The organism is Mucilaginibacter gossypii, from assembly GCF_017569325.2.
Lineage (GTDB): Bacteria > Bacteroidota > Bacteroidia > Sphingobacteriales > Sphingobacteriaceae > Mucilaginibacter > Mucilaginibacter gossypii.
This window is the reverse complement of record NZ_CP071878.2, coordinates 2,013,538-2,035,768: the sequence shown is the minus strand read 5'-3', so window position 1 is coordinate 2,035,768 and position 22,231 is coordinate 2,013,538. Positions and strand designations below refer to the sequence as shown.

Genomic DNA, 22,231 nt, shown 5'->3' with positions numbered 1-22,231 from the left:
AATTACTAAAATCACGTCTGTATCACCCCTACATTAAAAGCTTTTTCTATTGGTGCGTGATTAGCGGCTTCAATCCCCATTGATATTACTTTACGGGTTTCAAGCGGATCGATGATCCCATCTACCCAAAGCCGGGCAGCGGCGTAGTATGGGGTTGTTTGACTATTATATCTGTCAGTTATTTGTTTCAATAATTCAGCTTCTTTCGCTGCGTCAACTTCTTCGCCTTTCGCCTTAAGGCTTGCCTCCTGAATCTGTAACAGGGTTTTGGCCGCCTGCCCACCTCCCATTACGGCGATCTTTGCCGATGGCCAGGCGTAGATCAATCGTGGATCGTAGGCTTTGCCACACATGGCGTAATTGCCTGCCCCATAACTATTGCCAATAACAATGGTAAATTTAGGCACAACGGAATTGGCTACTGCGTTCACCATTTTTGCTCCGTCTTTGATTATTCCCCCTTGCTCCGACCGGCTGCCTACCATAAAACCGGTAACATCCTGTAAAAACACAAGCGGAATCTTCTTTTGATTACAATTCATGATAAAACGGGTAGCCTTATCTGCCGAATCGGAATAGATTACCCCACCAAACTGCATCTCGCCTTTTTTTGATTTGATCACCTTGCGCTGATTAGCTACAATCCCTACGGCCCATCCGTCAATACGGCCTAAGCCGCAAATGATAGATTGTCCGTAGCCATCTTTATAGGGTTCAAATTCTGAGTTATCCAACAAACGGAGAAGAATCTCCTTCATATCATAGGCCTTCTCCCGGTTATCGGGCAATATGCCATAGATTTCCTTTTCATTGAGCTTCGGAACTGATGACTGAATCCTGTCAAAACCGGCTTTGGTATAATCGCCGGTCATGCTCATGATATTGCGGATGGAATCAAGAGCGGCTTGATCATTAGGCTGTTTATAATCGGTAACGCCTGAAATTTCGCAATGAGTAGTGGCACCGCCGAGGGTTTCGTTATCTACATCCTCGCCAATGGCCGATTTTACAAGATACGACCCTGCCAGGAAAACCGAACCTGTACCTTCCACAATCATCGCTTCGTCGCTCATGATTGGAAGGTATGCTCCTCCTGCCACGCATGAACCCATAATGGCTGCGATCTGGATAATTCCCATACTGCTGATGATAGCATTATTGCGAAAGATGCGGCCAAAATGCTCTTTATCTGGAAAGATCTCATCCTGCAAGGGCAGATAAACCCCTGCTGAATCGACGAGGTAAATGATAGGTAATTTGTTTTCGATGGCTATTTCCTGAGCACGGAGATTCTTCTTAGCTGTTATCGGGAACCAGGCCCCCGCTTTTACAGTGGCATCATTAGCAACAACAATACACTGCCTGCCTGATATATACCCGATACCACAAATAACGCCACCGGATGGACAACCACCATGTTCGGTGTACATGCCATCGGCAACAAAAGCGCCAATTTCCAGCCATGGCTTATCCTTATCAATGAGATAAGCCACCCTTTCGCGGGCCAGCATTTTACCCTTTTCTTTTTGCTTAGCTGCAGCTTTTTCGCCGCCGCCCTGGTATACTTTGTTAAGCCGGGTGTTTAGCTCATAAACAAGCTGCTTATTGATATCTTCATTTTTATTGAATTCGATATTCATAATTGGTTTTAGATAGGACAGGTAATTTAGAAAATTTCCTATCTAAAAAAGGAAATTGCAAACGGTTTTGTTTCAAAGAGGTGCAACCTGTTACCAGTTTGCCGTAAAAAGTTCGCATCAAGTTGTTTAATCAGCCAACTAAATCTTTCTACGCATCAAGACTTTGACTCAGAACTCCAGACTTAAGACTTATGTAAGGTTTCTGTCTTTAAACCATACCTCGTCGGGTTTGGCGTTGAAGTTATCCATAAGGTTCACCAATACTATCGGATCGCCGGAAGTAAGGATCAATTCGCGGTTAGTAGGTTTCAGGAAACGTTGTTCAACCATTACATCCATTTGTTTAAGTAACAGATCGTAAAAACCATTTACATTTAACAATCCGATTGGATGGTTATGCAAACCCAACTGCAGCCAGGTTAGCACCTCAAAAAACTCCTCAAGAGTGCCCCATCCGCCCGGAAGCGTAATGATGCCTTCACTAAGATCGTTCATCATTTGTTTACGCTGATGCATATTTTCTACAATGTGCAACTCGGTTAAACCTGTATGCCCTACTTCTTTATCCATCAAAAACTGCGGGATTATACCGATAGCTTTACCTCCCCTGCTTAACACAGCATCGGCCATTAAACCCATAACGCCAACTTTACCGCCGCCAAACACAAGTGTAATGTTACGGCTTACCATAACCTCTGCCAATAGTTCGATGGCTTGTTTTAATGCAGGATCGCCATTGAAATTGGCACCGCAGAATACACAGATAGATTTCATGCTCAATGATAACAAAATTTGTTCAATGGCCTATTAAGGTTTTGTTACCTGTTGATTGTATGTAATCCAATATTTATATATTTAGAAAAATTATCACATGAAAAAACCTATCTTAACCATTATCACGTTTTTTATTGTTGCAGTGCAGGCATTCGCACAAAACATCACAACTCCTAATGTTGAGCAAAAAGACGATCAATCCACAATCATCAAAAAAATAGAAACCAATAGTCAGTATACTATTGTGACCTTTGAAAACTATGCCTACCAGGATAATGCGTGGCTACAGCTCAATAAAGAGATCTTTATTCAAACTGATTTAAGCAACGCACATTATGACTATGTTAAGTCGGAAAACATAGCCATGGTACCCAATAAAAATGTATTAAAAAAGGCTGGTGATAAGCTTGAGTTTAAGGTATATTTTAAAAAAATACCTTCTGCTGCAAAATCCATTGACATCATAGAGCATGCCGGGTTAAGCAGGTCGGGAATTAACTATTTTAATTTTTATAATGTTAGTTTAACTGAGCAAGCTGCCGCAACCAAGCATGTCAAGGTAACCGATGTTGTATTGCTTCCGCCACCACCTGTAGCCACGGATACAGCCTCAACAGGACTATTTAATGGAAGCGCCTCTAATGACATGCAAAACGCGATGAATTCTATGGGGCCGATGTACGCATCGATGGCAAAATCAGTGCTTGACGCTCAACTCGCTTACTTTAAGCAGCCCGGCAAAATAGCCGAAATAGCTAAATTAAATAAAGATTATTTTGATGCACTTGTTAAAGTGGGGTTCAATTACGAACAGGCGTTAAAGATCATCACCGCGAACGGTTTAATTTCAAAATCATCATCAGTGACCGGCCAATAGGTTATTATCAAAAACAAACGCGGCTGAAAGATCCTCTATCTTTCAGCCGCGTTTGTTTTATGCAGTTTATATTAAGAATTACCTGCTTGTATAGTTAGGCGCTTCTTTAGTGATAGTAATATCATGCGGATGACTTTCGCGCATACCAGCAGCGGTGATCCTCACAAATTTGGCACGTTGGAGGTCTTCGATATTGGCAGCACCGCAATAGTGCATGCCGGCACGTAAACCACCGATGTACTGGAAAATCACTTCGGCCATGCTGCCTTTAAACGGCACCCGACCAACAATTCCTTCCGGTACCAGTTTTGTAACCACATCGGTTTCATCCTGAAAATAGCGGTCTTTTGAGCCTTTGGCCATCGCCTCAACCGAACCCATACCACGGTATGATTTAAATTTACGGCCTTCATAGATAATAGTTTCGCCGGGCGACTCTTCAACACCGGCAAATAATGAACCTGCCATGATTGAGCTTGCACCGGCGGCAATAGCTTTAACGATATCTCCGGTTTGTTTAATACCGCCATCGGCAATTACCGGAACGCCACGGCCTTCAAGTGCCTTGGCGCACTCATATACCGCGTATAACTGTGGTACACCCACACCTGCAATGATACGGGTTGTACAAATCGAGCCTGGGCCAATACCTACTTTAACCGCATCAGCCCCGGCATCAGCCAGTGCGATAGCAGCATCGCCCGTTGCAATGTTACCGGCAATTACCTGCAGGTTAGGATAGAGTTTTTTAACTGCCTTAACCATATCAATAACTCCTTTTGAATGGCCATGAGCTGTATCAACCGTAATTACGTCAACACCGGCATTAACCAGGGCGGTTACCCGGTCAATGTTATCGGCGGCTACACCAACGGCTGCACCAACACGTAAACGACCGTATTCGTCTTTACAAGCGTTCGGGAAGTTTTTAACTTTCTGAATATCTTTATAAGTAATGAGGCCCACCAGTTTCCCATCTTTATTCACAACCGGTAGTTTCTCAATTTTATTGCTTTGCAGTATGTTAGCAGCATCCACAAGGGTGGTACCTGCAGGTGCGGTGATCAGGTTGGTTTTGGTCATTACTTCGCTCACGGGAACGCTCATATCTTTTTGGAAGCGAAGATCACGATTGGTGATAATGCCTTTCAGATTATGATCTGCATCGATAACCGGGATACCACCAATGCTAAATTCCCTCATGATCTGGAAAGCATCTGCAAGCAGGGCGTCTTCCAGTAAAGTTACCGGGTCTTGGATCATACCGCTTTCTGAGCGTTTAACCTTGCGTACCTCGTCGGCCTGTGCCTGTATGGTCATGTTTTTGTGTAACATACCTATACCACCTGCCTGCGCAATGGCTATAGCCAGCTCAGCCTCGGTAACCGTATCCATGGCGGCCGAGATAATAGGAATGTTTAACCGGATGCTTTTAGTTAAGTAAGTGCCGGTATTCACTTCGCGTGGTAAAACTTCTGAATAAGCCGGGAGTAGTAAAACGTCGTCGTAAGTTAATCCTTCGGCAACAAATTTTGATGGGTCTAACTGCATAGCAAATAATTATTTTGGAGTTATTATTTGCCGGGCAAAGGTAATAAAATATTTCGGAATTCGGAATTTCGCTTTTCTATTTATTTAAAATTGCCTTAAGATGATAATTCGGGATTTGGCATTTTGAATGTTCGATTTCGGATTTATTTTATTTTTACTACTCAAATCCATTCAAGAATTTGGGAGTCTCGCTTTCTGATTCGCCGTTAAACAAATCAAAAAGCGAATTTCCGAATCAAAGTAATCCGAAATCGAACATCCCAATTCCGAAATCAAAAATTAATATTTCCCTACAATCACTTTATAAAACTGATCGAAGTTGAAATAAGTATTAGCCAGTTGGATCAGCTTATCTGAAGTTATGTTTTTTACGGTCACCGTATACCTGTCATAATAATCGTAATCCAAACCTGCAAAATAGATGGTTTTGAACTTATCAGCATGCGAAAATACATTCTCCAAACTGCCTAATAATGAACCTAACATGTAATTGCGCACCAGGGAAAGTTCCTCTTCTGGTACAAGTTCGGTTTTCAACAGGTTCATTTCTTTTTCAATCTCGGCAACCGCCGACTTACAAACATCTGCACCAACCTCTGTCGCTATAAAAAATGATCCGCCCTGCTTAAATGACGCCAGCCCCGATCCTATACCATAGGTATATCCTTTATCCTCTCGGATATTAGCCATTAACCGCGATCCAAAATAACCACCGAATACTGTATTTAAAACCTGTAACGCCTGGAAGTCTTCATGCGAACGGTTGATGATAGGCGTACCTATCCGGATAGCTGATTGCAAAGCTTCCGGTTTCTCTGTAAAATAAAACAGCCCAACCCCGGCGGCTTTAATATCGGGCTGAATTGTAACCGCCGGGGTTGGGCTGTTTCCCCAGTCTTTATCAAATGTATCGGTAAGCAATGTCAGCATTTCAGGCTCAATCTTACCCGCTATAACGATAGTGCAATTGGAAGGCTGGTACATTTTTTTATAATGTGCCAGCATATCATCATGCTGCAGGGTTTGATAATCAGTCATCTCAGCAGCATATCCAAAAATGGTAGCTCCATAAACTGCCCTGTTAAATGCCCTCCGTGCCACCACATCATTTTTCTGCAAACTAACCTGCAATTTTTGTTGTTGGTTGCGCTTAAAAGTTTCCAGTTCTTTTTCCGGAAAAATGGAATTATTCAGGATATCGGCAATAACCGGTAAAGTATGGTGCAGGTGTTTATTTAAGCTATACAGTGTTATCTGCGAGTTTTCGTATCCATAGTCAACCTGTAAAAAGGCGCCGTAAAAGTCAATTTTGTCGGCAATCTGTGCAGCAGTTAAAGTTGTAGTGCCTTCGGTAAGCATGGAGTTTACGGCCATGTTAAGCAATGGTTTCGCCGGATCAAAGCTTAGGTTACCGAAGACCCACTCAATGCGCACAAGCTCCTGGTCGCCAGAGTTAAAGCAAAAAATGTTGCAGCCATTGCTGAGTTTCTTGTGCTCTGGCCTAATCAGATTAATATTATCGATAGCCTTGAATTCGGGGGCTAATTTTCTGTTGATCATATGTATAGTGTTTAACCTTGATTGGCATGATTTAAAGATTGCCCTGATCCGAATAATTCCATGCATCAGGGCAATCCTAAAATCCTTTCAATCAGGGTTTCTTTTATTTCTCCGCCAAATAAATAAGTGTTGATGAATTATCTTTTCTGAATAGTTTATTAGCTTGTGTTTTTACCTGGGCAGCGTTTACAGCAAGATATTTTGCTGTTTCATGGTTGATCATGTCAGCATCACCCAGCAATTCAAATGAGGCCAGGTTCATGGCCTTATCCAACAGCGACATTTCGGAAAAAATCATGGTTGACTCGGTTTTGTTCTGAACTTTAGTAAGTTCATTTGCCGGGATCTCCTCAGCTTTTATTTTCTCCAGTTCCTCCCATAATGCAGCCTCCGCCTGTTCAATGCTGATGCCATCGAGCGGTTTGCCTTCTAACACAAACATGCCTTTATCCAAACTGCCGGTCACATAGGCATGTACCTCGCTAAAAATCTGTTTTTCCTTAATCAGCGATTTATACAACCGTGATGAATTGCCGCGCGAAAGAATATCCGAAAGCAGCTCTACCACATAGTAATCTTGATCTGTGCGGGTCCCCATCTGAAAAGCGATATACACATCATTGAGTGGTACTTTGGCGGTGACCGTTTCGCGGCGGGCTTCCTGCTGTTCAGGTTCCTGGGGAAGGCTGCGGTGATATCTTTCGCCGGCCGGGATCGGAGCAAACCATTTTTCGGAAAGTTCTTTTACCTGTTCAGTTGTTACGTTACCCCCTACTACCATAATAGCGTTTTGAGGATTGTAATGTTTTTTGAAGAAAGCTTTTACGTCTTCGATTTGTGCATCCTCGATATGTTTGATGGTTTTGCCGATGGTTGCCCAACGATAAGGGTGTTTTTTGTAAACCAGCGGACGAAGCTTTAACCAAACATCGCCGTAAGGCTGATTTAAGTACCGCTGTTTAAACTCCTCTATAACTACGTTACGCTGCACCTCCAGGCTTTTTTCGCTAAAAGCAAGGCTCAGCATCCGGTCGCTCTCCAACCAAAATGCGGTTTCCAGGTTAGCCGATGGCAGAGTGATATAATAGTTGGTGATATCGTTGCTGGTAAAGGCATTATTTTCACCTCCTACCCTTTGCAGTGGTTCGTCATAAACAGGGATATTGACTGATCCGCCAAACATGAGATGCTCAAACAAATGGGCAAAGCCGGTTTGTTCGGGATCTTCATCGCGTGCACCAACATCATATAAAATGTTAAGCACCGCCATCGGCGTTGTATTATCTTCATGCACAATAACCCTAAGGCCATTGTCAAGTGTGAATCGGTTGAATTTAACCATGTATCTCTTAAATTTTTAATACGGATAGCAAATGTATAACTTTTGATGACATAGAAAGTGAATGCCAGAAATGAACAGGTGTTTTAGGTTAAGTATCAGCATTTATTTACTTTTAAGCTACTATAATGACCCGCGACGAACTCACCAAAAAAATAGAGAACACCATTGGCAAGCTCAAGGTACTTGAATTGAGCCGTATTTTAACCGACCAGCAATTTAATTTGCACGATCTGATTGACATTACCTTTCACCCCGATAAACCTCTCGCCTTCCGTGCGGCCTGGCTGCTTGAAAATATTTTTTTGAAGGACGCTGATGTCTTTACCGGTAACTTGCAATATTTTATTGAGCGGTTGCTACAGGTTACGAACCCCGGCTGCCAGAGGCATTATGCTAAAATACTGATGCACGCTACCGAAGAAAAGGAACACTCCCCGGTAAAGCAAAAACTCAACCGCCTTGATCTTGAACCCGTTGTTGAGCGCCTTTTTGACTGGATGATTGATGCCAAAGTTAAAATAGCAGTAAAAGTATTTGCGGGTTGGGCTTTGTTTAATTTGCGGCGCCGTTATGCCTGGGTGGCCGATGAGCTACAGGACCAGCTTGAATTTTTAATGCGTAATGGTACGGCGGCCATCCAGTCGGCAGGAAAAAAAATGATGAAGGAACTGAGATCTAAGCCCCTCTAATCCCCGAGGGAAGATTTTAAAGTTGGCTATTGTATTAAAAGCCAAAAGCCGCCAACAAATATCCCGCTGTCCCTACAGAAATATTTGTCACCGACTTTTAACTTAAGATTTTTGACTTAAGACTTTCTACTTACTTACGCCGTGGGCCTGTCGTCGCCGTGCAGGTTATGACTCACCTGGCCATGATGCAATTTGGCAGCTAACGCTGATGAGCTATCATCGGCATAAGTACCATAAGCATTTACCAGCACTCCTTTTAAGTTATATTTTGATGATGATACAGCGTATACTATCGACATATCCGATGGATTACTTGGACCTTCAAATCGGTAAAACTCATCGATCTCAAAGTCATCAGCGGTCATCCTGATATCCTTTTCTTTATCATCAATTGTATCGCCATCAAGGCTAAGGTTGGCCGTATATCCCCTCTTCATGAGGTCATTAGTGGCATCCACTAAGGTTTCATAATTTTTCATGGTGATGTTTTTGTATAGATAAAACGGAAGATGAGTTCATTGATCACCTTCGTATAAATATATAACTGCCAAAGCAACTAACTTGTTTGAAGCGGGGAAATAAAAAAGTCCAGTTGCCACGGGCAACCGGACTTAAACTAACAAATGAAAATTCTCCCGTTGGGGAAAGGTTATTCTATGCTTACTGGGCTTTGGCCAGCCAGAATGAAGCATTTAAATGAAATGACGAATGCGAAGTATATCCTGATGGTGCATCGCCCGACCAACCATTAAACAGGTTATCGCCTGTATCACCTGTGCCGTCATCGGCGTCCGAGCTGTCGCCGATCCAAACAACACGGCCGCTTCCATAGGTTGCCAATAATGCCATAGCGTTGGCATTGCCACCATTGGTAGCGCTGTTACGCCAGAATAAGCCCTGTACGGTTGAGTTGTTGGCCGGGAACAGGGTTGCTGTAGAACCATCGTAGAAAGCCATTTTTGAAGCAGTACCTGCCGCACCATTCAGCACTTTTTGCGCATCGGCATTGGAACCGGTATAAACGTTGGTTGACGGGCTTTCGTTGATATCAACATAATTTACACTAAAGCCGAAAGGGTTGTTGTTATTGATGCCATTGTTGGTCATCAAGTCATTCCAAACCCTTGGCGAATCATAACCATCACCATCGCGGTCTGAAGGATTGTAACCATTGGCGTCAGTACCGGCAGTTGTGGCCGCGGTATGGTCTGCTATCATGAATAAACCACCACCGTTAGCTACAAAGTTCATCAAAGCAGTTTTCTCGGCGGCAGTAAATAAGCGGTTAGGTTCGCAAACAACAAATACATCGTAATTGCTCAAATCCTGGGCTCCACCACCACCATAAGTGATAGCAGTACCTACAGGAAGCGATTCAACCAGTTCGCCGCGTTTTACCAATTCTACAGCCCATGCTGAAAGAGCGCCTTTCCAATAAGTTTCGGTAGTAGATGAAGTAATACCTGTGTATGAAGGAGTAGGAACGCGTTGTGCTTTGGTTTCGGTAGTGGTACCGCCTGTGTAAATAGCAACCTGCTCAGTGCCGTCGGCATCTATTTGCCAGTCGGCGCTGCCTGCATTTTCAAGGTGACTTGCATCAAACAGGAATTTTTTGCCTGTAAGTACAGTACCCCCGCCTGTACCGCCGCCGCCGTTATCATTAATGGTGATATCATCAATATTGATACGGTTGGTGCCGCCGGATAATTTACGGATCTCTAAACGTACATTACCGGTTTGTGTAACAGTAAAAGTTGATATAGTAAGAGTTGCGGTAGTAGTAATTGCCGAACCGGATTGCGTCCAGGATGAACCTCCGTTAACAGAATAAAACAATCCCCATGTGCTTGGAGTATCGCCGCCGTAGGTAGCGCTTTTGATGGTAACCGTGCTGATGCCCGTGGTAACGTCAAACAGCATAGTAATTTTACCGGTGTTGCGGATCCGGGCACTCCATGAGCCCGCTTTTTGGTCGGCAGAGAGATTGCCAATCAGGGCATCATACATATTCCATGAATTGCCAGACAGGGTAACATTATCGCCGCTCGATGAACCGGTTGGCGATACATCATAAGCAGTTTTGGGACTGGTTGCGCCAACTTCAAAACCCTGTGTTAAGGATACAGCTAAGGTTTTAATTGTTTTTGTACTGGTTGCAGTTTGGTCGGCAGCTTTCAATGCAGGCATCTGGCCGTTTTTTTGACAGCTTGCCAACATGCCTGTAGCGACAGCGGCCAATACCCACATACGTAGATTAGTAAGTTTTAGCATAATGATTTTTCAGGTTTTAATGTATAAGTTAATAATGTTAAATTATACGGTAAAACCGTACAAAGGTTAATTCGTAATCATTGCTATTTCATTAACTTATTGTTAAGTAAACCTATTGAAGCTTCTTACATTTATATAAGTGTTCCATTTTCAGAAGTGGAACGGCTAACATATGGCCGGCCGCAAACAAAAAAAGCGTCCAAAAAGGCCGCTCTTTCAATACATTAAAGTTGTTCAAATTTATTTGGCAAAATAAGCCCCTATCCTTTTGGCAAATGCCACGGTAATTATGCCGATAAATATTTTCGCCCCTGCCGATATTACACTGCTTTGTTCATTAACATTGGCAAGCGTATACAAGTGGTATAAAAAATCGGGTATGGTGCCTACCAACAATAACCCTCCTATTATTATCAGGGATATCTCGTAGATGACTTTGCGCTCGGCAAAAAGTTTCGCGTTTTCCTGGTAATCACTTTCGTTGGTGATCCAGCGGGTGATTCTTTTTGTACCGGCAATTAACAGCACAGCCAATACGATCAGGAAAATAAAGTTTAAACCATTTACCAGCAAAAGATTTCCCTGATCGGCAGGCTGCTGTTCGAGAGAGGAACCCGCATGGTTACTGATAAAGGTGATCAGGCCGGGAAGTTTAGAGATATCGGCCACCAGCAGGTATATGCCCAGTACTTTAATGGCGACTTCATAAATGTCGGATTTTTTCATTCGTATTAATTAGGGATTAATTGGTTTATGGCTTACAAGATAAACAATTGTGCTACATAAAAAAGAGAAATGAAGATCCGGAGGGAAAATTATTCCAGGTAATAATGCCTTATCCTGTTTAAATCCCCATCAAGTTCATAAACCCAGGGGGTGGCGGTAGGGATTTCCAACGCAGTCACTTCCTCATCATTTAAATTATCTATATATTTTATAAGCGAACGCAGGCTGTTACCATGTGCCACTACAATGACCTTTTGATTGCGGCGCAAGGCCCTGACAATTCTTTCGTTCCAGAAAGGCAATACCCTGTCCATAGTTTCGCTCAGGTTTTCGGTCAGCGGGAGCTCACGCTCGGTCAGATCTTTGTACCTAAGATCATGCCCCGGGTAGCGCGCATCATCTTTGGTTATAGCAGGCGGGTGTTCATTGGGGTCGCGCCGCCATTTTAATACCTGCTCTTCGCCGTACCGGGCAATGGTTTCGTCTTTATTTAACCCTTGTAAGGCACCATAAAAGCGTTCGTTCAACCGCCATGATTTTTCAACTGGGATCCATAGATGGTCGAGCTCCTCCAGTATGTAATGCAATGTTTTGATTGATCGCTTTAAATAGGATGTAAAGCCAATATCAAAATTATAGCCATTCTTATTAAGGATTTTTCCGGCGCGATGGGCCTGTTCGTAACCTTTGTCTGACAGGTCGACATCTTCCCAGCCTGTAAATCTGTTTTCCTGGTTCCAGATACTCTCACCGTGGCGTATTAATACTAATTTTTGCATAGGTACTTAGTTAACGCAAAAGTAGGTTAAGGGTTGTGAAAAACTTGCTTAATATTTATAAATCAATTAGCTTGCGGTACAAACCAAATAAACTAAAACCTATTATGATCCCTACTACACCAGTACCGGTGAAAGATGGCATTGCCAATCCCGCACCGCTTGGCCTTTGTGCTTTCGGAATGACTACTGTTTTGCTAAACATCCACAACGCCGGCTTTTTTGAAATGAACACCATGATTTTAGCCATGGGTATATTTTACGGTGGGCTTGCACAAGTTATCGCCGGTGTTATCGAAGCTAAAAAGAACAACACCTTCGGGCTTACAGCCTTTACATCTTACGGATTTTTCTGGCTTTCATTAGTGGGCCTGTTGGTAATGCCCAAGTTTGGCTGGGGAGCTGCGCCATCTGAAGGCGCCATGATCGCATACTTAAGCATCTGGGGTGTGTTTACCCTGCTGTTGTTTTTTGGAACATTGAGGCTTAACCGTGCGCTGCAATTTGTTTTTGCATCGTTAACTATATTATTTTTCCTGTTAGTGGCTGGTGATGTCACCGGCAATGCAGGCATTAAACACTTGGCTGGTTATGAAGGTATTATTTGTGGGGCATCGGCTATCTACACCGGTATCGCTAATGTTTTGAATGAGATTTACGGAAAAACCGTTTTGCCGATTGGCCCGGTGAAGGTTTAAATTATTTGAGCTAAATTGCGCGGGTGAAAGATTATAAAAAATATTACAGCATACCGGCCACTCCCGAAGAGATTTACATGGCCATCACCAACCCGGTTACCATTGAATTGTGGACTGGCGAAGTCGCCGAAATGTCGACAGAGCCCGGTACCGAATTTTCTATGTGGGATGGTAGTATCGTAGGTAAAAACATCGAATTTGAACCCAATAAAAAGGTGGTTCAGCAATGGTATTTTGAAGGACAAAGCGATAATTCTATCGTTACCATCAAATTACATGCTGATAAGCAAGGCACTTCGGCCGAGTTAAGGCACACTAACATTCCCGATGATGATTATAATGATATTGTTGACGGGTGGAACGAGAGTTACTTTGGCGGCCTGATCGACTTTTTTGAGGGAGCTTAAAACGTCGGGTATTCAACATCACCTCTTTAATAAAACAAAACATTTATAATTTATACGCATGAAACAAGGTCTTTTAATTGATATGGATGGTGTAATTTACAGCGGCGAAGAACTGATACAGGGCGCTGATAAATTCATCAAACACCTTATTGATAATGATATACCATTTGCTTTTATGACCAACAACAGCCAGCGCACCAGCCTGGAGGTTGTACGGAAACTTAAAAGATTGGGAATAACTGTAGAAACAAAACATATTTATACAAGCGCCATGGCTACCGGGAAATTCCTGGGCGATCAAAGCCCCAATGGTACCGCTTTTGTGCTAGGTGAGGGTGGTTTGTTGAGCAGTTTGCACGAAAACGGGATCACACTTGTTGATTCCGACCCGGAATTTGTTGTTTTAGGCGAAGGCCGCAACTTTACATTGGAAATGGTGCAGCGTGCGGTCGACATGATCCTGGCAGGCGCTAAGTTTATAACCACCAACAGGGATCCATCTCCTAAAAAACCGGGCTGGAACAATTTAGGTATTGCAGCTACAACAGCCATGATAGAGGAAGCTACAGGCCGTAAGGCTTTTGTAACGGGCAAACCGAGCCCGGTAATGATGCGTTCGGCAAGGAAATTCCTTGGGCTTGAAACGGCCGAAACGACTGTTATTGGCGATACTATGGAAACTGATATTCAGGGAGGTGTACAAATGGGCTATAAAACTATCCTTGTACTATCAGGCATTTCCAGCAAAGATCAATTGAGCCATTATGCCTTTAAACCTGATATGATAGCAAGCTCGGTTGATAAAATAGTTTTTCCGCTTAAATGGTGGTCATAAGATAATTCTGCAAGCCTATTAAAAGCGGACGATCATTTTTACTGGTCGTCCGTTTTTGTTTTTGACTACATGAGTAAATTAAATCATTTGGAGTTTTGCAACAAGTTATTAAGCCATAACCCTTGTCAAAACATCCACCAGTTCCTGAATTTCGAAAGGCTTGCCAATATAGGCATCTGCTTCTCCAATTGCTGCTTTTTGTTTAATTGCAGGGTTGGCAGAAATCAACACAACAGGAATTTCCCGGGTTACGGGCTTCGATTTAAATAAAATACAAATTATATGGCCGCTAATAATCGGCAGGTTTTCATCAAGTAAAAAACAATCAGGCTGTAAGGCCACCATTTCCTCCAAAGTGGTGAAAGCCTTAAATCCAGACACCCGAAAACCCTCATTTTCGAGCAGCAGCGTGGTAGATTCAAGGATATCAGGTTCGTCTTCTATTAATACAATGTGTTTGCTCATAAATTATCCTTCTTCTACGAAAGTACTCCCTTAGTAGTTGGGTGGCCGCGAAAGTATGATAAAATCTGTAACCATCTAGTTAATGCTTGCGTCTCAATAAAAACACACATCATACTTTACCTAACAGTGAAAAATCACATACAATACTTATACCATAAATACACTGAGTTATTTATTCTCATCTGCTTAATTTCATTTGGGTTCTGCGGTATTTCAGAAGCCCAAATAGTAACTCCGGCAGGAAAACTTATCAGCAATGCCATGATAGACACATTTCTGCAAAAACAGATCGACTCATTGCAGCTTCCCGGATTATCAATAGCATTTATCAGTAAAGGCAAAATCGTTTATCACCGTGCTTTAGGTGTAACAGATATTAAAACAAAAACCCCAATAGACGAACAGTCGATTTTTGAAGCGGCTTCGCTCTCCAAGCCTGTATTTACCTATTGGGTTATGAAATTGGTTGACCGGGGCATATTAAATATGGATACCCCTTTGTATAAATATCTTCCCTATCCTGATATTGCACAGGATGAGAGATACAAGCTAATCACCGCCCGGATGGTGCTTTCTCACCAATCCGGTTTTCCAAACTGGCGTTTCTTCACTGCCGATTCCACTTTACACGTGAAACAAGGTGACCTTTATTTGAATTTTAAGCCAGGTACAGCATTCAATTATTCGGGCGAGGGGTTTCTTTACCTGGGCAAAGTGGTAGCGCATTTGCTTAACTGTTCATTGCAAAATATGGAGCCACTGTTTGAACGTGAAGTTGCTATCCCACTACACATGCCCCATAGTTCATACACTGCCAATCCCTATATTTTGAAACATAAGGTCAGAGGACATCAGGATGGGCACATAGATCCTGCTAACGGATTAAACTGGCCTATAATTCCATCCATCAGCATTGATTCAAACACTTTCAATCCTGCAGCTTCCCTGCACACCAACGCTTTAGATTATGCCGCATTCCTCATAGCCCTGATGAATGACCAAGGACTAAGTACCAATAGTATCCATGAAATGTTCCGGCAGCAATTAACCGTGCCCCTTCCCGAAGATTTCCGCAAAGCAGGCTATTCAGCCTGGGGATTGGGCATAGCAATAGCGCAAATTCCATCAGGTGCAATTTACTTACACTCAGGCAATAATGGCAATTTTCAATCAGCTTTCATGATGGATAAGGCCCGGCAGTCCGGCTATGTATTTTTTACCAATTGCGATCACGGGAACACTTTTAATGAGAAACTGGAGGCTTTCCTTTCGCTTAAATAGGTTTACTATATTTGCTGCATGGATACACCACTCCAACTTTCCACTTTTGAATCTGAGTTTCGCGTACGCCCCGATGATATCGACATGTTTCAGCACGTACATAACAGCAAATATTTTGATTATGTACTGGCTGCGCGTTACGAACAGATGGAGCGTTGCTATGGAATGGCGATGGAAAAATTTATGGAACGCGGCTTCGGCTGGGTGGTACGTACCGCCCATGTGGATTATAAACGTGCTTTAACCATGGGCGATTACTTTATTGTGAAAACCGGTATTGAAAGTATTGACGACAAAGGCTGCCGTGTAAAGTTTATCATCACCAATAAAGCCACTAAAAAGATCTGCTGCGATGGTTGGTTTGATTATGTGATGATTGACATGGCTACCGGACGCGGTGCAAAGATCCCTCAGGATGTAATTGATCAGTACCTGATCTGACCTTAACTGCGCGGATGAAATTGGCTGATGGTACTTTTTAGATACTCCCTGTCTAAATGGGTATAAATTTCTGTCGTGGTGATACTTTCGTGGCCCAGCATCTCCTGCACTGCCCGTAAATCGGCGCCACCTTCAACAAGGTGTGTGGCAAAGGAGTGCCGAAAGGTATGGGGACTTATCTTTTTCTTCAATCCAATGGTTTCAGCCAACCCTTTGATGGTTAAAAAAATAATCTGCCGGCTTAACCTTGTACCCCGTCTGTTCAGGAAAACATAGTCCTCCTCACCTCTTTTTATTGGGTTATGTATTCTAACATTTTCTATCCAGATCTTCAGTGCTTTTATAGCTTCGCTGCCTATCGGCACCAATCGTTCCTTATTGCCTTTGCCGGTCACCTTTATAAATTCAATATCAAGGTACAGGTTAGAGAGTTTCAGTTCGGTAAGCTCGGATACACGCAGGCCTGAACCGTACAGGGTTTCCAGGATGGCTTTGTTACGGATGCCTTCTGGTTTGGATAGGTCTAACGCAGCTATAATTTTGTTGATCTCTTCATAGCTCAATGTATCCGGCAGCTTACGCCTGATCTTGGGCGATTCGAGCAGTTCTGACGGATCGGATTTAATAATATCCTCCATCAGCAGGTATTTATAAAAAGCTTTTATGCCCGAAAGAATCCTGGCTTGCGATGAAGGGATCATACCCAGTTCATTTATCCAGTTAATGAACCCGCGCAAATCAGTTAAAGTAATTAATTCTGGTTTTATTTTAACTATCTGTGAATCTGAATATTGATATAATTTTTCTATATCTCTGCTGTAAGCTTCGATAGAGTTGTCGGATAGCGACTTCTCTAATTTTAAATATGCCTGGAAACCTTTTATTGCCGAACGCCAATCCAATTGATTTTAGTTTTGATGATTTATAGCTAAGTTTGAACTAATGAAGATACAAATTATAAACGGCCCCAATTTGAACCTGTTAGGCGTTCGCGAAAAATCAATTTATGGCGATGCCAGTTTTGAAACCTACCTTGAAACTTTGCGCCAACGCTATGCAAACATCACCATTGATTATTATCAAAGCAACATTGAGGGCGAAATTATAAATAAACTGCATGAAACTGGATTTAGTTACGATGGTATTGTGATGAATGCCGGAGCATATACCCACACTTCTATTGCCATTGCCGATGCTATCGCTGCAATCAATACACCGGTTATTGAAGTGCATCTCTCCAACGTACACAAGCGCGAGGAGTTCAGGCATAAATCAATGATAGCGGCCAGTTGTCGTGGCGTAATCGCAGGTTTCGGGATGGATAGCTATCGCCTCGCCATTGAAAACCTGTCGCTTAAATAATATTAAAATATTTTATCGTTTTGATAAAACGCTTTTGGTGTAAAAGCGTTTAAATATTGCTTTCAGCTTATTGTTCCAGATGCTTAAAATATTCAGGGTTGCCGCGCTAAGTTTACTTTTTATTACGCTGTTATTCAGTGTTGATGCATTTGCCCAAGCCAAAAAGAAAAGATCAAAATCGGTAAGAGACTCGCTCCGCGCCTCTATCCTCTCGCGCGATTCGATGATGCGGGCGCTTAAACGTTCAGATACATCGGTCAATAACCTGCTGCAAAAGGTTGAATATTATACATCTGCCTTTAACCAGATCAAAAGCAACCTGTCAAAAAAGTTAGATACGGCAGAGATCAGCACTAAGCTACCATCATTTGAAAGGCGGATTACGCTCATCAAATCACTTATTGATAATGATAAATCAAGCACGTTAAGGTATCTTTATACCATCAGGGATGTGCTTACCCGAAGTGATGACCAGCTTGACCTTTGGCAGGAGCAGCTTGCCGATATCAATAGTAAACTTGTTCAAAACCAAAACGATCTGGATGCCATATCGCGCGACAGCGTTTTAAAGATCCTGCCTGCTGATAGCTCGCTGGCTACTACCTATCTCATCCAAAAAATAGCTATCGACAGCAAATATCACCGCCTGGATACTACCAACAAAAAAGTAATGGTGAAAGTAGGCCTGCTGCAAAACCGCACCTCAGCTGTTTATATTTCGATACTCGACCTTAAAGACCAGATTGATACCAAGATCAGGGATTTCAGCATCAGGGCGATGTCCCAGGAGTATAGCAACATATGGAACATGAATGCTGATGAAGGCAGCGATTTCGGCCCGGCAACAAAAGCTACCGCCGATATGAACTCCAAGCTGTTCAACTTTTTTATAGGTCGGGATATCCTGATCCATCTTTCGGGCTTGGTGGTTCTATTTGCTTTTTTTGCCTGGGTCCGCGCCAGTCGCCGTAGGATCATACGTGATAACGATACGCCCGAAAGTGTGTTTAGCCAAGCGAATTACGTTGTGAATTATCCGTTTGTATCCTCAATAGTTTTAACTTTCACGTTGCTGCCTAACATTTATGATCACCCACCAGTAATTGTATTGGAGATGTTTTTGTTGGTGCTGATGATCGCCCTGCTTTACCTCATAAAAAAAGCATGCCCTGCAACCATGTTCCGTTACATGCTACAATTATTTGGCATCACTATTATTTACAGCCTGAGCAATCTTTATATCCAGGTTACCAATATCGACAGGGTTGTTGTTTTGATTTTAGGTCTGGCAGCATCTATAATAAGTTTCAGGTTTTTATCAGAAGTGCGCAAAGCCAGGGCTGATTACCTGCCTTATACCAGCTTTATATTGAAGGTTTTCATATTTCTGCAGGCCTCATCTTTTTTATGCAATGTTTTTGGCAGGGTGAGTTTAGCCAAGATCATTGGTGTCAGCGTGGTTTATAACCTATGGCTTGCTCTTGCTATGTATTATATAGTGCACATCATTATGGAAGCTTTGTTCCTGCAACTGGAAGCCGGTAAAAAGAGCAACAACCTCACTTCTTTTATCGATTATAAATTAATGCAAAATAAGTTCAGGAGTGTGCTGAGCATATTGGCTACCTTGTTGTGGCTGGTAATGCTTACCCAAAACCTGAACGTTGAAGATACCGTATTTGATTACCTGGGCGATTTTCTTGCCAAAAACCGCAGCATCGGCGGTACCAATACCCAGTTCACGTTTCAAAGCGTGATTATATTTGTGGCCGTGATCTGGCTGTCGTCTATAGCCTCTAAGATCATCAGTTATCTTTATGATATTGCCGCCAAGCATGCCAATGATATTGACGTAGCCAAGAAAAAGAACCGGACCTCTACCCTGCTTATCCGTATCGGGGTAATTGCTTTAGGCTTCTTCCTGGCCGTAGCTGCTTCAGGAGTGCCTATCGATAAAATAACCATTATTATCAGCGCCTTTGGTATTGGTATTGGTTTTGGCTTACAGAATATCGTTAACAACCTCGTATCGGGTTTGATACTGGCTTTCGAGAAACCGATCCAGGTTGGGGATATCATTGAGGTCGATAACCGGTCGGGCACTATAATGGATATCGGTATCCGGGCCAGTAAAATAGCCACTTCCGATGGCGCCGAGGTAATCGTTCCTAACGGCGACCTGATTTCGCACCATGTAATTAATTGGACGCTAAGCAATAACAATCGCCGCGTAGAGCTAATAGTAGGAGTAGCATATGGATCTGATATCGAAAAAGTTAGGAATATATTATTAAACTTATTGATGAACCATGATGATATCATGGCTCAGCCTCCGCCGTCTGTGTTCCTGCACAATCTCAACGAAAGCTCGGTTGATTTCAGGCTGTTCTTTTGGGCTGCGGATATCTCCACATGGCTTTCATTGAAAAGCCGCGTGCTTGCCGATATCTATGATGCTTTTGCTAAAGAAGGTATCGAAATACCGTTCCGCCAGCAGGACGTACGCGTAATATGGCCGAAAGGCTTGCCTCCCATTAAAGTAGAAGCGCCGGGCATAAGTGACGAGACAGAGCCGGAACAGGGTGCAGATGACGTTAAAGCTCCGAAGGATCAAGATCAGTAAAATGAATTTTCTTTTTCACAAAGAAATCCCAAACAATACTGCCCCTGTATATACCTTTTGTGTTATGTACCGCGTTACCTTTCGCCTTTTGCCTTTCGCCTTTAACCTTCTTAAAGAGGCTTAACACAAAGCTCTGATGTGCCCTGCTTACTGCCCAGGCATCTTTGCGTTTACCTTCTATCAAAAACCTGAACAAGGCCAGGAGATCCATTATAAAGCGGACGCTGATCACCCAAAACGCCCGCCAAAATGGAAGGTTCTTTTTTATAAGCAGCAGGTTATTCCTGAAATTGAGATAGGTCTTAAACGGATTTTCGGCATTTAATGTACCGCCGCCAACGTGATATATGGTTGATTGCGCGCAATACATTACTTTATAGCCAATGTTTTTTAAGCGCCAGCAAAGGTCAATCTCTTCCATGTGGGCAAAAAAACTTTCATCAAAGCCACCAGCTTCATCCCAGATACTTTTTTTGATGAACAGCGATGCCCCTGAGGCCCAAAACACTTCGCCCGATTGCTCATATTGGCCGTTATCCTTTTCCAGTTCGTAAAAGATTCTGCCGCGGCAAAAAGGATAGCCGTGCTTATCAATAAAGCCACCGGCAGCGCCAGCATGTTCAAAGTACTCTTTTTGCGCATACGACCGGATCTTGGGAGCAGCGGCAGCGATTAAACTATCGCTTTCCATTAATTCGATAACAGGTTCAATCCAGCTGGGGATTACCTCCACGTCCGAATTAAGCAGGATATAATAATCGGCATCAACCTGGGCCAGCACCCGGTTGTAACCTCCTGTAAAACCGTAGTTTTTATCATTTTGGATAATCCTCACTGATGGATAGTTTTCGCGCATAAACGCCACTGAATTATCCGAAGAAGCGTTATCCCCCATAACGATATCCAGGTTAGGATACGTTGATGATAATACCGAAGGAAGAAATTGTTTAAGGTACTTTGCGCCGTTCCAGTTTAAAATAACTACAGCAACTTTAGGTGTATGGGTCATCTATGTAAATCCTCCGGCTTAAACTTCCATCTCCGGTGCGACCATAACCAATATTGCGGTTCTCCCCTGATCATCCCCTCAAGATATTTAACATGCATATCTGTTATTTCGTGTTCGGCAGTTTCTTTTGGTGTTTCGGTAAGCGGGATTAGCGTATATTCATAATATCCGCGTTTTACCCTTTTCATGTCGTAAAAAACAACAGCTGCGTCAATTGTTTTGGCAATTTTTTCGATACCCAAAAATACCGCAGTAGGCTGGTTTAAAAAATTGGTGAAATAGTTTACCTCATGCATCACGGGAGTTTGATCGCCCACGAGCACGCTTACAGTAAGTTCTTTACGGTATTCAATCATTTTACGCAATGTTTGCTTCATGGCAACTGGCTGCCCACCAAACCTTGAGCGGATCTTAATAAAAAAATCATCAAACGTTTTGTTCGACAGGTTTTTGTAAATGATCATGAACCTTTTATCGGTAACGAAATTAAAATTGAGCGCGGCCATTTCCCAGTTGCAGTAATGACCGGCAACTGCAATAATACTTTTACCTTTAGCAAAATATTCAAACACCAAATCGGAGTTGGTTGCGACTACTCTTTTCCGGATCTGTTTTTCTGATACGGTGATCATTTTAATGGTTTCCACTATCAGGTCGGCCAGGTAGCGATAGTACTTTCGTTCAATATCATGGCGTTCCTGATCTGTTTTTTCGGGAAAGGAATTGCGGAGGTTTTGCTGCACTACATCACGGCGGTAATGAACAACGTAGTAAATAATAACAAACGCAATATCGGATAAAATGTATAAAAACCAAAAGGGAAGCAACGATATAAGGTATAAAATTAATATCCCTAACTTAGTAAAACCCTTTTTTATCATTATTTTAGCCAATTTTGAGCACA

The 22,231-nt window shown here is 42.7% G+C and carries 22 protein-coding genes; 9 read left to right on the top strand and 13 right to left on the bottom strand.

Going from position 1 to position 22,231, the window contains the following annotated elements:
* Nucleotides 1-11 precede the first annotated feature (11 nt).
* Both J3L18_RS08575 and J3L18_RS08570 read right to left on the bottom strand, forming a co-directional pair.
* A complete protein-coding gene (locus J3L18_RS08575) occupies nucleotides 12-1,640 on the bottom strand; it encodes an acyl-CoA carboxylase subunit beta (RefSeq protein ID WP_129570168.1) in 1,629 nt (542 codons plus the stop codon).
* 189 nt (nucleotides 1,641-1,829) lie between these two features.
* Nucleotides 1,830-2,414: an LOG family protein gene (locus tag J3L18_RS08570; RefSeq protein WP_129570167.1), complete on the bottom strand. Its 585-nt coding sequence runs from the start codon at nucleotides 2,412-2,414 to the stop codon at nucleotides 1,830-1,832.
* A 97-nt stretch (nucleotides 2,415-2,511) separates the two neighbouring features.
* Here J3L18_RS08570 and J3L18_RS08565 point away from each other — a divergent pair, with 97 nt between their 5' ends.
* Nucleotides 2,512-3,291: a hypothetical protein gene (locus tag J3L18_RS08565; protein WP_129570166.1), complete on the top strand. Its 780-nt coding sequence runs from the start codon at nucleotides 2,512-2,514 to the stop codon at nucleotides 3,289-3,291.
* 78 nt (nucleotides 3,292-3,369) lie between these two features.
* Here the strand turns inward: J3L18_RS08565 and guaB are convergent, their stop codons facing one another.
* The 3 genes from guaB to J3L18_RS08550 all read right to left on the bottom strand — a co-directional run bounded on the left by guaB (nucleotide 3,370) and on the right by J3L18_RS08550 (nucleotide 7,744).
* Entirely contained in the window at nucleotides 3,370-4,842 is a 1,473-nt protein-coding gene (gene guaB / locus J3L18_RS08560; RefSeq protein WP_129570165.1) for an IMP dehydrogenase, read from the bottom strand.
* Between the two features lie 279 nt (nucleotides 4,843-5,121).
* Nucleotides 5,122-6,402 (bottom strand): M16 family metallopeptidase, encoded by a 1,281-nt coding sequence (locus J3L18_RS08555; protein WP_129570164.1) that lies wholly within the window; start codon nucleotides 6,400-6,402, stop codon nucleotides 5,122-5,124.
* Nucleotides 6,403-6,505: 103 nt separating this feature from the next.
* Nucleotides 6,506-7,744, bottom strand: a complete 1,239-nt coding sequence (locus J3L18_RS08550) for a M16 family metallopeptidase (protein ID WP_129570163.1) — start codon at nucleotides 7,742-7,744, stop codon at nucleotides 6,506-6,508.
* A gap of 125 nt (nucleotides 7,745-7,869) precedes the next feature.
* On the opposite strand from J3L18_RS08550, the gene J3L18_RS08545 reads away from it, so the two are divergent.
* Nucleotides 7,870-8,433, top strand: a complete 564-nt coding sequence (locus J3L18_RS08545) for a HEAT-like fold family protein (protein ID WP_129570162.1) — start codon at nucleotides 7,870-7,872, stop codon at nucleotides 8,431-8,433.
* A gap of 134 nt (nucleotides 8,434-8,567) precedes the next feature.
* Here J3L18_RS08545 and J3L18_RS08540 read toward each other — a convergent pair whose 3' ends face one another.
* The 4 genes from J3L18_RS08540 to gpmA form a co-directional block, all read right to left on the bottom strand.
* Nucleotides 8,568-8,912 carry a phosphoribosylpyrophosphate synthetase gene (locus J3L18_RS08540; RefSeq protein ID WP_090525677.1) on the bottom strand — a complete coding sequence of 115 codons (345 nt, stop codon included), beginning with the start codon at nucleotides 8,910-8,912 and terminating at the stop codon, nucleotides 8,568-8,570.
* A gap of 181 nt (nucleotides 8,913-9,093) precedes the next feature.
* Complete coding sequence (locus tag J3L18_RS08535) at nucleotides 9,094-10,704, bottom strand: hypothetical protein (RefSeq protein ID WP_208102473.1); 1,611 nt, start codon at nucleotides 10,702-10,704, stop codon at nucleotides 9,094-9,096.
* A 240-nt stretch (nucleotides 10,705-10,944) separates the two neighbouring features.
* Nucleotides 10,945-11,430: a hypothetical protein gene (locus J3L18_RS08530; protein ID WP_129570161.1), complete on the bottom strand. Its 486-nt coding sequence runs from the start codon at nucleotides 11,428-11,430 to the stop codon at nucleotides 10,945-10,947.
* A gap of 89 nt (nucleotides 11,431-11,519) precedes the next feature.
* Complete coding sequence (gene gpmA / locus J3L18_RS08525; protein WP_091164799.1) at nucleotides 11,520-12,209, bottom strand: 2,3-diphosphoglycerate-dependent phosphoglycerate mutase; 690 nt, start codon at nucleotides 12,207-12,209, stop codon at nucleotides 11,520-11,522.
* Nucleotides 12,210-12,313: 104 nt separating this feature from the next.
* Between gpmA and J3L18_RS08520 the strand changes: the two genes are divergently transcribed.
* Genes J3L18_RS08520 through J3L18_RS08510 form a run of 3 tightly spaced genes read left to right on the top strand, consistent with a single transcriptional unit; the run spans nucleotide 12,314 to nucleotide 14,146 of the window.
* Nucleotides 12,314-12,904 (top strand): acetate uptake transporter, encoded by a 591-nt coding sequence (locus J3L18_RS08520; protein ID WP_129570160.1) that lies wholly within the window; start codon nucleotides 12,314-12,316, stop codon nucleotides 12,902-12,904.
* 23 nt (nucleotides 12,905-12,927) lie between these two features.
* Nucleotides 12,928-13,311, top strand: a complete 384-nt coding sequence (locus J3L18_RS08515) for an SRPBCC domain-containing protein (RefSeq protein WP_091164811.1) — start codon at nucleotides 12,928-12,930, stop codon at nucleotides 13,309-13,311.
* Between the two features lie 58 nt (nucleotides 13,312-13,369).
* Nucleotides 13,370-14,146 (top strand): HAD-IIA family hydrolase, encoded by a 777-nt coding sequence (locus J3L18_RS08510; RefSeq protein ID WP_091164815.1) that lies wholly within the window; start codon nucleotides 13,370-13,372, stop codon nucleotides 14,144-14,146.
* A 108-nt stretch (nucleotides 14,147-14,254) separates the two neighbouring features.
* Here the strand turns inward: J3L18_RS08510 and J3L18_RS08505 are convergent, their stop codons facing one another.
* Nucleotides 14,255-14,611, bottom strand: a complete 357-nt coding sequence (locus J3L18_RS08505; RefSeq protein ID WP_091164818.1) for a response regulator — start codon at nucleotides 14,609-14,611, stop codon at nucleotides 14,255-14,257.
* Between the two features lie 126 nt (nucleotides 14,612-14,737).
* Between J3L18_RS08505 and J3L18_RS08500 the strand changes: the two genes are divergently transcribed.
* Nucleotides 14,738-15,892, top strand: a complete 1,155-nt coding sequence (locus tag J3L18_RS08500; RefSeq protein ID WP_129570159.1) for a serine hydrolase domain-containing protein — start codon at nucleotides 14,738-14,740, stop codon at nucleotides 15,890-15,892.
* 18 nt (nucleotides 15,893-15,910) lie between these two features.
* Nucleotides 15,911-16,333: an acyl-CoA thioesterase gene (locus tag J3L18_RS08495; protein WP_091164824.1), complete on the top strand. Its 423-nt coding sequence runs from the start codon at nucleotides 15,911-15,913 to the stop codon at nucleotides 16,331-16,333.
* Nucleotides 16,334-16,335: 2 nt separating this feature from the next.
* Here the strand turns inward: J3L18_RS08495 and xerD are convergent, their stop codons facing one another.
* On the bottom strand, nucleotides 16,336-17,235 hold the full coding sequence (gene xerD, locus J3L18_RS08490; protein WP_129570158.1) for a site-specific tyrosine recombinase XerD: 900 nt from the start codon (nucleotides 17,233-17,235) through the stop codon (nucleotides 16,336-16,338).
* A gap of 40 nt (nucleotides 17,236-17,275) precedes the next feature.
* Between xerD and aroQ the strand changes: the two genes are divergently transcribed.
* Nucleotides 17,276-17,695 (top strand): type II 3-dehydroquinate dehydratase, encoded by a 420-nt coding sequence (aroQ, locus tag J3L18_RS08485; protein ID WP_129570157.1) that lies wholly within the window; start codon nucleotides 17,276-17,278, stop codon nucleotides 17,693-17,695.
* Between the two features lie 79 nt (nucleotides 17,696-17,774).
* On the top strand, nucleotides 17,775-20,318 hold the full coding sequence (locus J3L18_RS08480) for a mechanosensitive ion channel family protein (protein WP_129570156.1): 2,544 nt from the start codon (nucleotides 17,775-17,777) through the stop codon (nucleotides 20,316-20,318).
* Here J3L18_RS08480 and J3L18_RS08475 read toward each other — a convergent pair.
* Nucleotides 20,290-21,327 (bottom strand): glycosyltransferase family 2 protein, encoded by a 1,038-nt coding sequence (locus J3L18_RS08475; protein WP_129570155.1) that lies wholly within the window; start codon nucleotides 21,325-21,327, stop codon nucleotides 20,290-20,292. The genes J3L18_RS08480 and J3L18_RS08475 overlap by 29 nt on opposite strands.
* The gene (locus J3L18_RS08470; RefSeq protein ID WP_129570154.1) at nucleotides 21,324-22,208 is read right to left on the bottom strand and encodes a lysophospholipid acyltransferase family protein; all 885 of its coding nucleotides are present in this window, start codon (nucleotides 22,206-22,208) and stop codon (nucleotides 21,324-21,326) included. Before J3L18_RS08470 ends, J3L18_RS08475 begins: the two co-directional genes overlap by 4 nt.
* Between the last annotated feature and the right edge of the window lie 23 nt (nucleotides 22,209-22,231).

Excerpts from the sequence above, each read along its gene's own strand:
- J3L18_RS08480 (WP_129570156.1), top strand. The coding sequence starts at position 17,775 with ATGCTTAAAATATTCAGGGTTGCCGCGCTAAGTTTACTTTTTATTACG.
- J3L18_RS08510 (WP_091164815.1), top strand. The coding sequence starts at position 13,370 with ATGAAACAAGGTCTTTTAATTGATATGGATGGTGTAATTTACAGCGGC.
- J3L18_RS08535 (WP_208102473.1), bottom strand. The coding sequence starts at position 10,704 with ATGCTAAAACTTACTAATCTACGTATGTGGGTATTGGCCGCTGTCGCT.
- J3L18_RS08505 (WP_091164818.1), bottom strand. The coding sequence starts at position 14,611 with ATGAGCAAACACATTGTATTAATAGAAGACGAACCTGATATCCTTGAA.
- gpmA (WP_091164799.1), bottom strand. The coding sequence starts at position 12,209 with ATGCAAAAATTAGTATTAATACGCCACGGTGAGAGTATCTGGAACCAG.
- J3L18_RS08540 (WP_090525677.1), bottom strand. The coding sequence starts at position 8,912 with ATGAAAAATTATGAAACCTTAGTGGATGCCACTAATGACCTCATGAAG.
- J3L18_RS08475 (WP_129570155.1), bottom strand. The coding sequence starts at position 21,327 with ATGACCCATACACCTAAAGTTGCTGTAGTTATTTTAAACTGGAACGGC.
- J3L18_RS08530 (WP_129570161.1), bottom strand. The coding sequence starts at position 11,430 with ATGAAAAAATCCGACATTTATGAAGTCGCCATTAAAGTACTGGGCATA.
- J3L18_RS08550 (WP_129570163.1), bottom strand. The coding sequence starts at position 7,744 with ATGGTTAAATTCAACCGATTCACACTTGACAATGGCCTTAGGGTTATT.
- J3L18_RS08570 (WP_129570167.1), bottom strand. The coding sequence starts at position 2,414 with ATGAAATCTATCTGTGTATTCTGCGGTGCCAATTTCAATGGCGATCCT.
- J3L18_RS08565 (WP_129570166.1), top strand. The coding sequence starts at position 2,512 with ATGAAAAAACCTATCTTAACCATTATCACGTTTTTTATTGTTGCAGTG.
- J3L18_RS08495 (WP_091164824.1), top strand. The coding sequence starts at position 15,911 with ATGGATACACCACTCCAACTTTCCACTTTTGAATCTGAGTTTCGCGTA.
- J3L18_RS08470 (WP_129570154.1), bottom strand. The coding sequence starts at position 22,208 with ATGATAAAAAAGGGTTTTACTAAGTTAGGGATATTAATTTTATACCTT.
- aroQ (WP_129570157.1), top strand. The coding sequence starts at position 17,276 with ATGAAGATACAAATTATAAACGGCCCCAATTTGAACCTGTTAGGCGTT.
- J3L18_RS08555 (WP_129570164.1), bottom strand. The coding sequence starts at position 6,402 with ATGATCAACAGAAAATTAGCCCCCGAATTCAAGGCTATCGATAATATT.
- J3L18_RS08520 (WP_129570160.1), top strand. The coding sequence starts at position 12,314 with ATGATCCCTACTACACCAGTACCGGTGAAAGATGGCATTGCCAATCCC.
- J3L18_RS08575 (WP_129570168.1), bottom strand. The coding sequence starts at position 1,640 with ATGAATATCGAATTCAATAAAAATGAAGATATCAATAAGCAGCTTGTT.
- J3L18_RS08545 (WP_129570162.1), top strand. The coding sequence starts at position 7,870 with ATGACCCGCGACGAACTCACCAAAAAAATAGAGAACACCATTGGCAAG.
- guaB (WP_129570165.1), bottom strand. The coding sequence starts at position 4,842 with ATGCAGTTAGACCCATCAAAATTTGTTGCCGAAGGATTAACTTACGAC.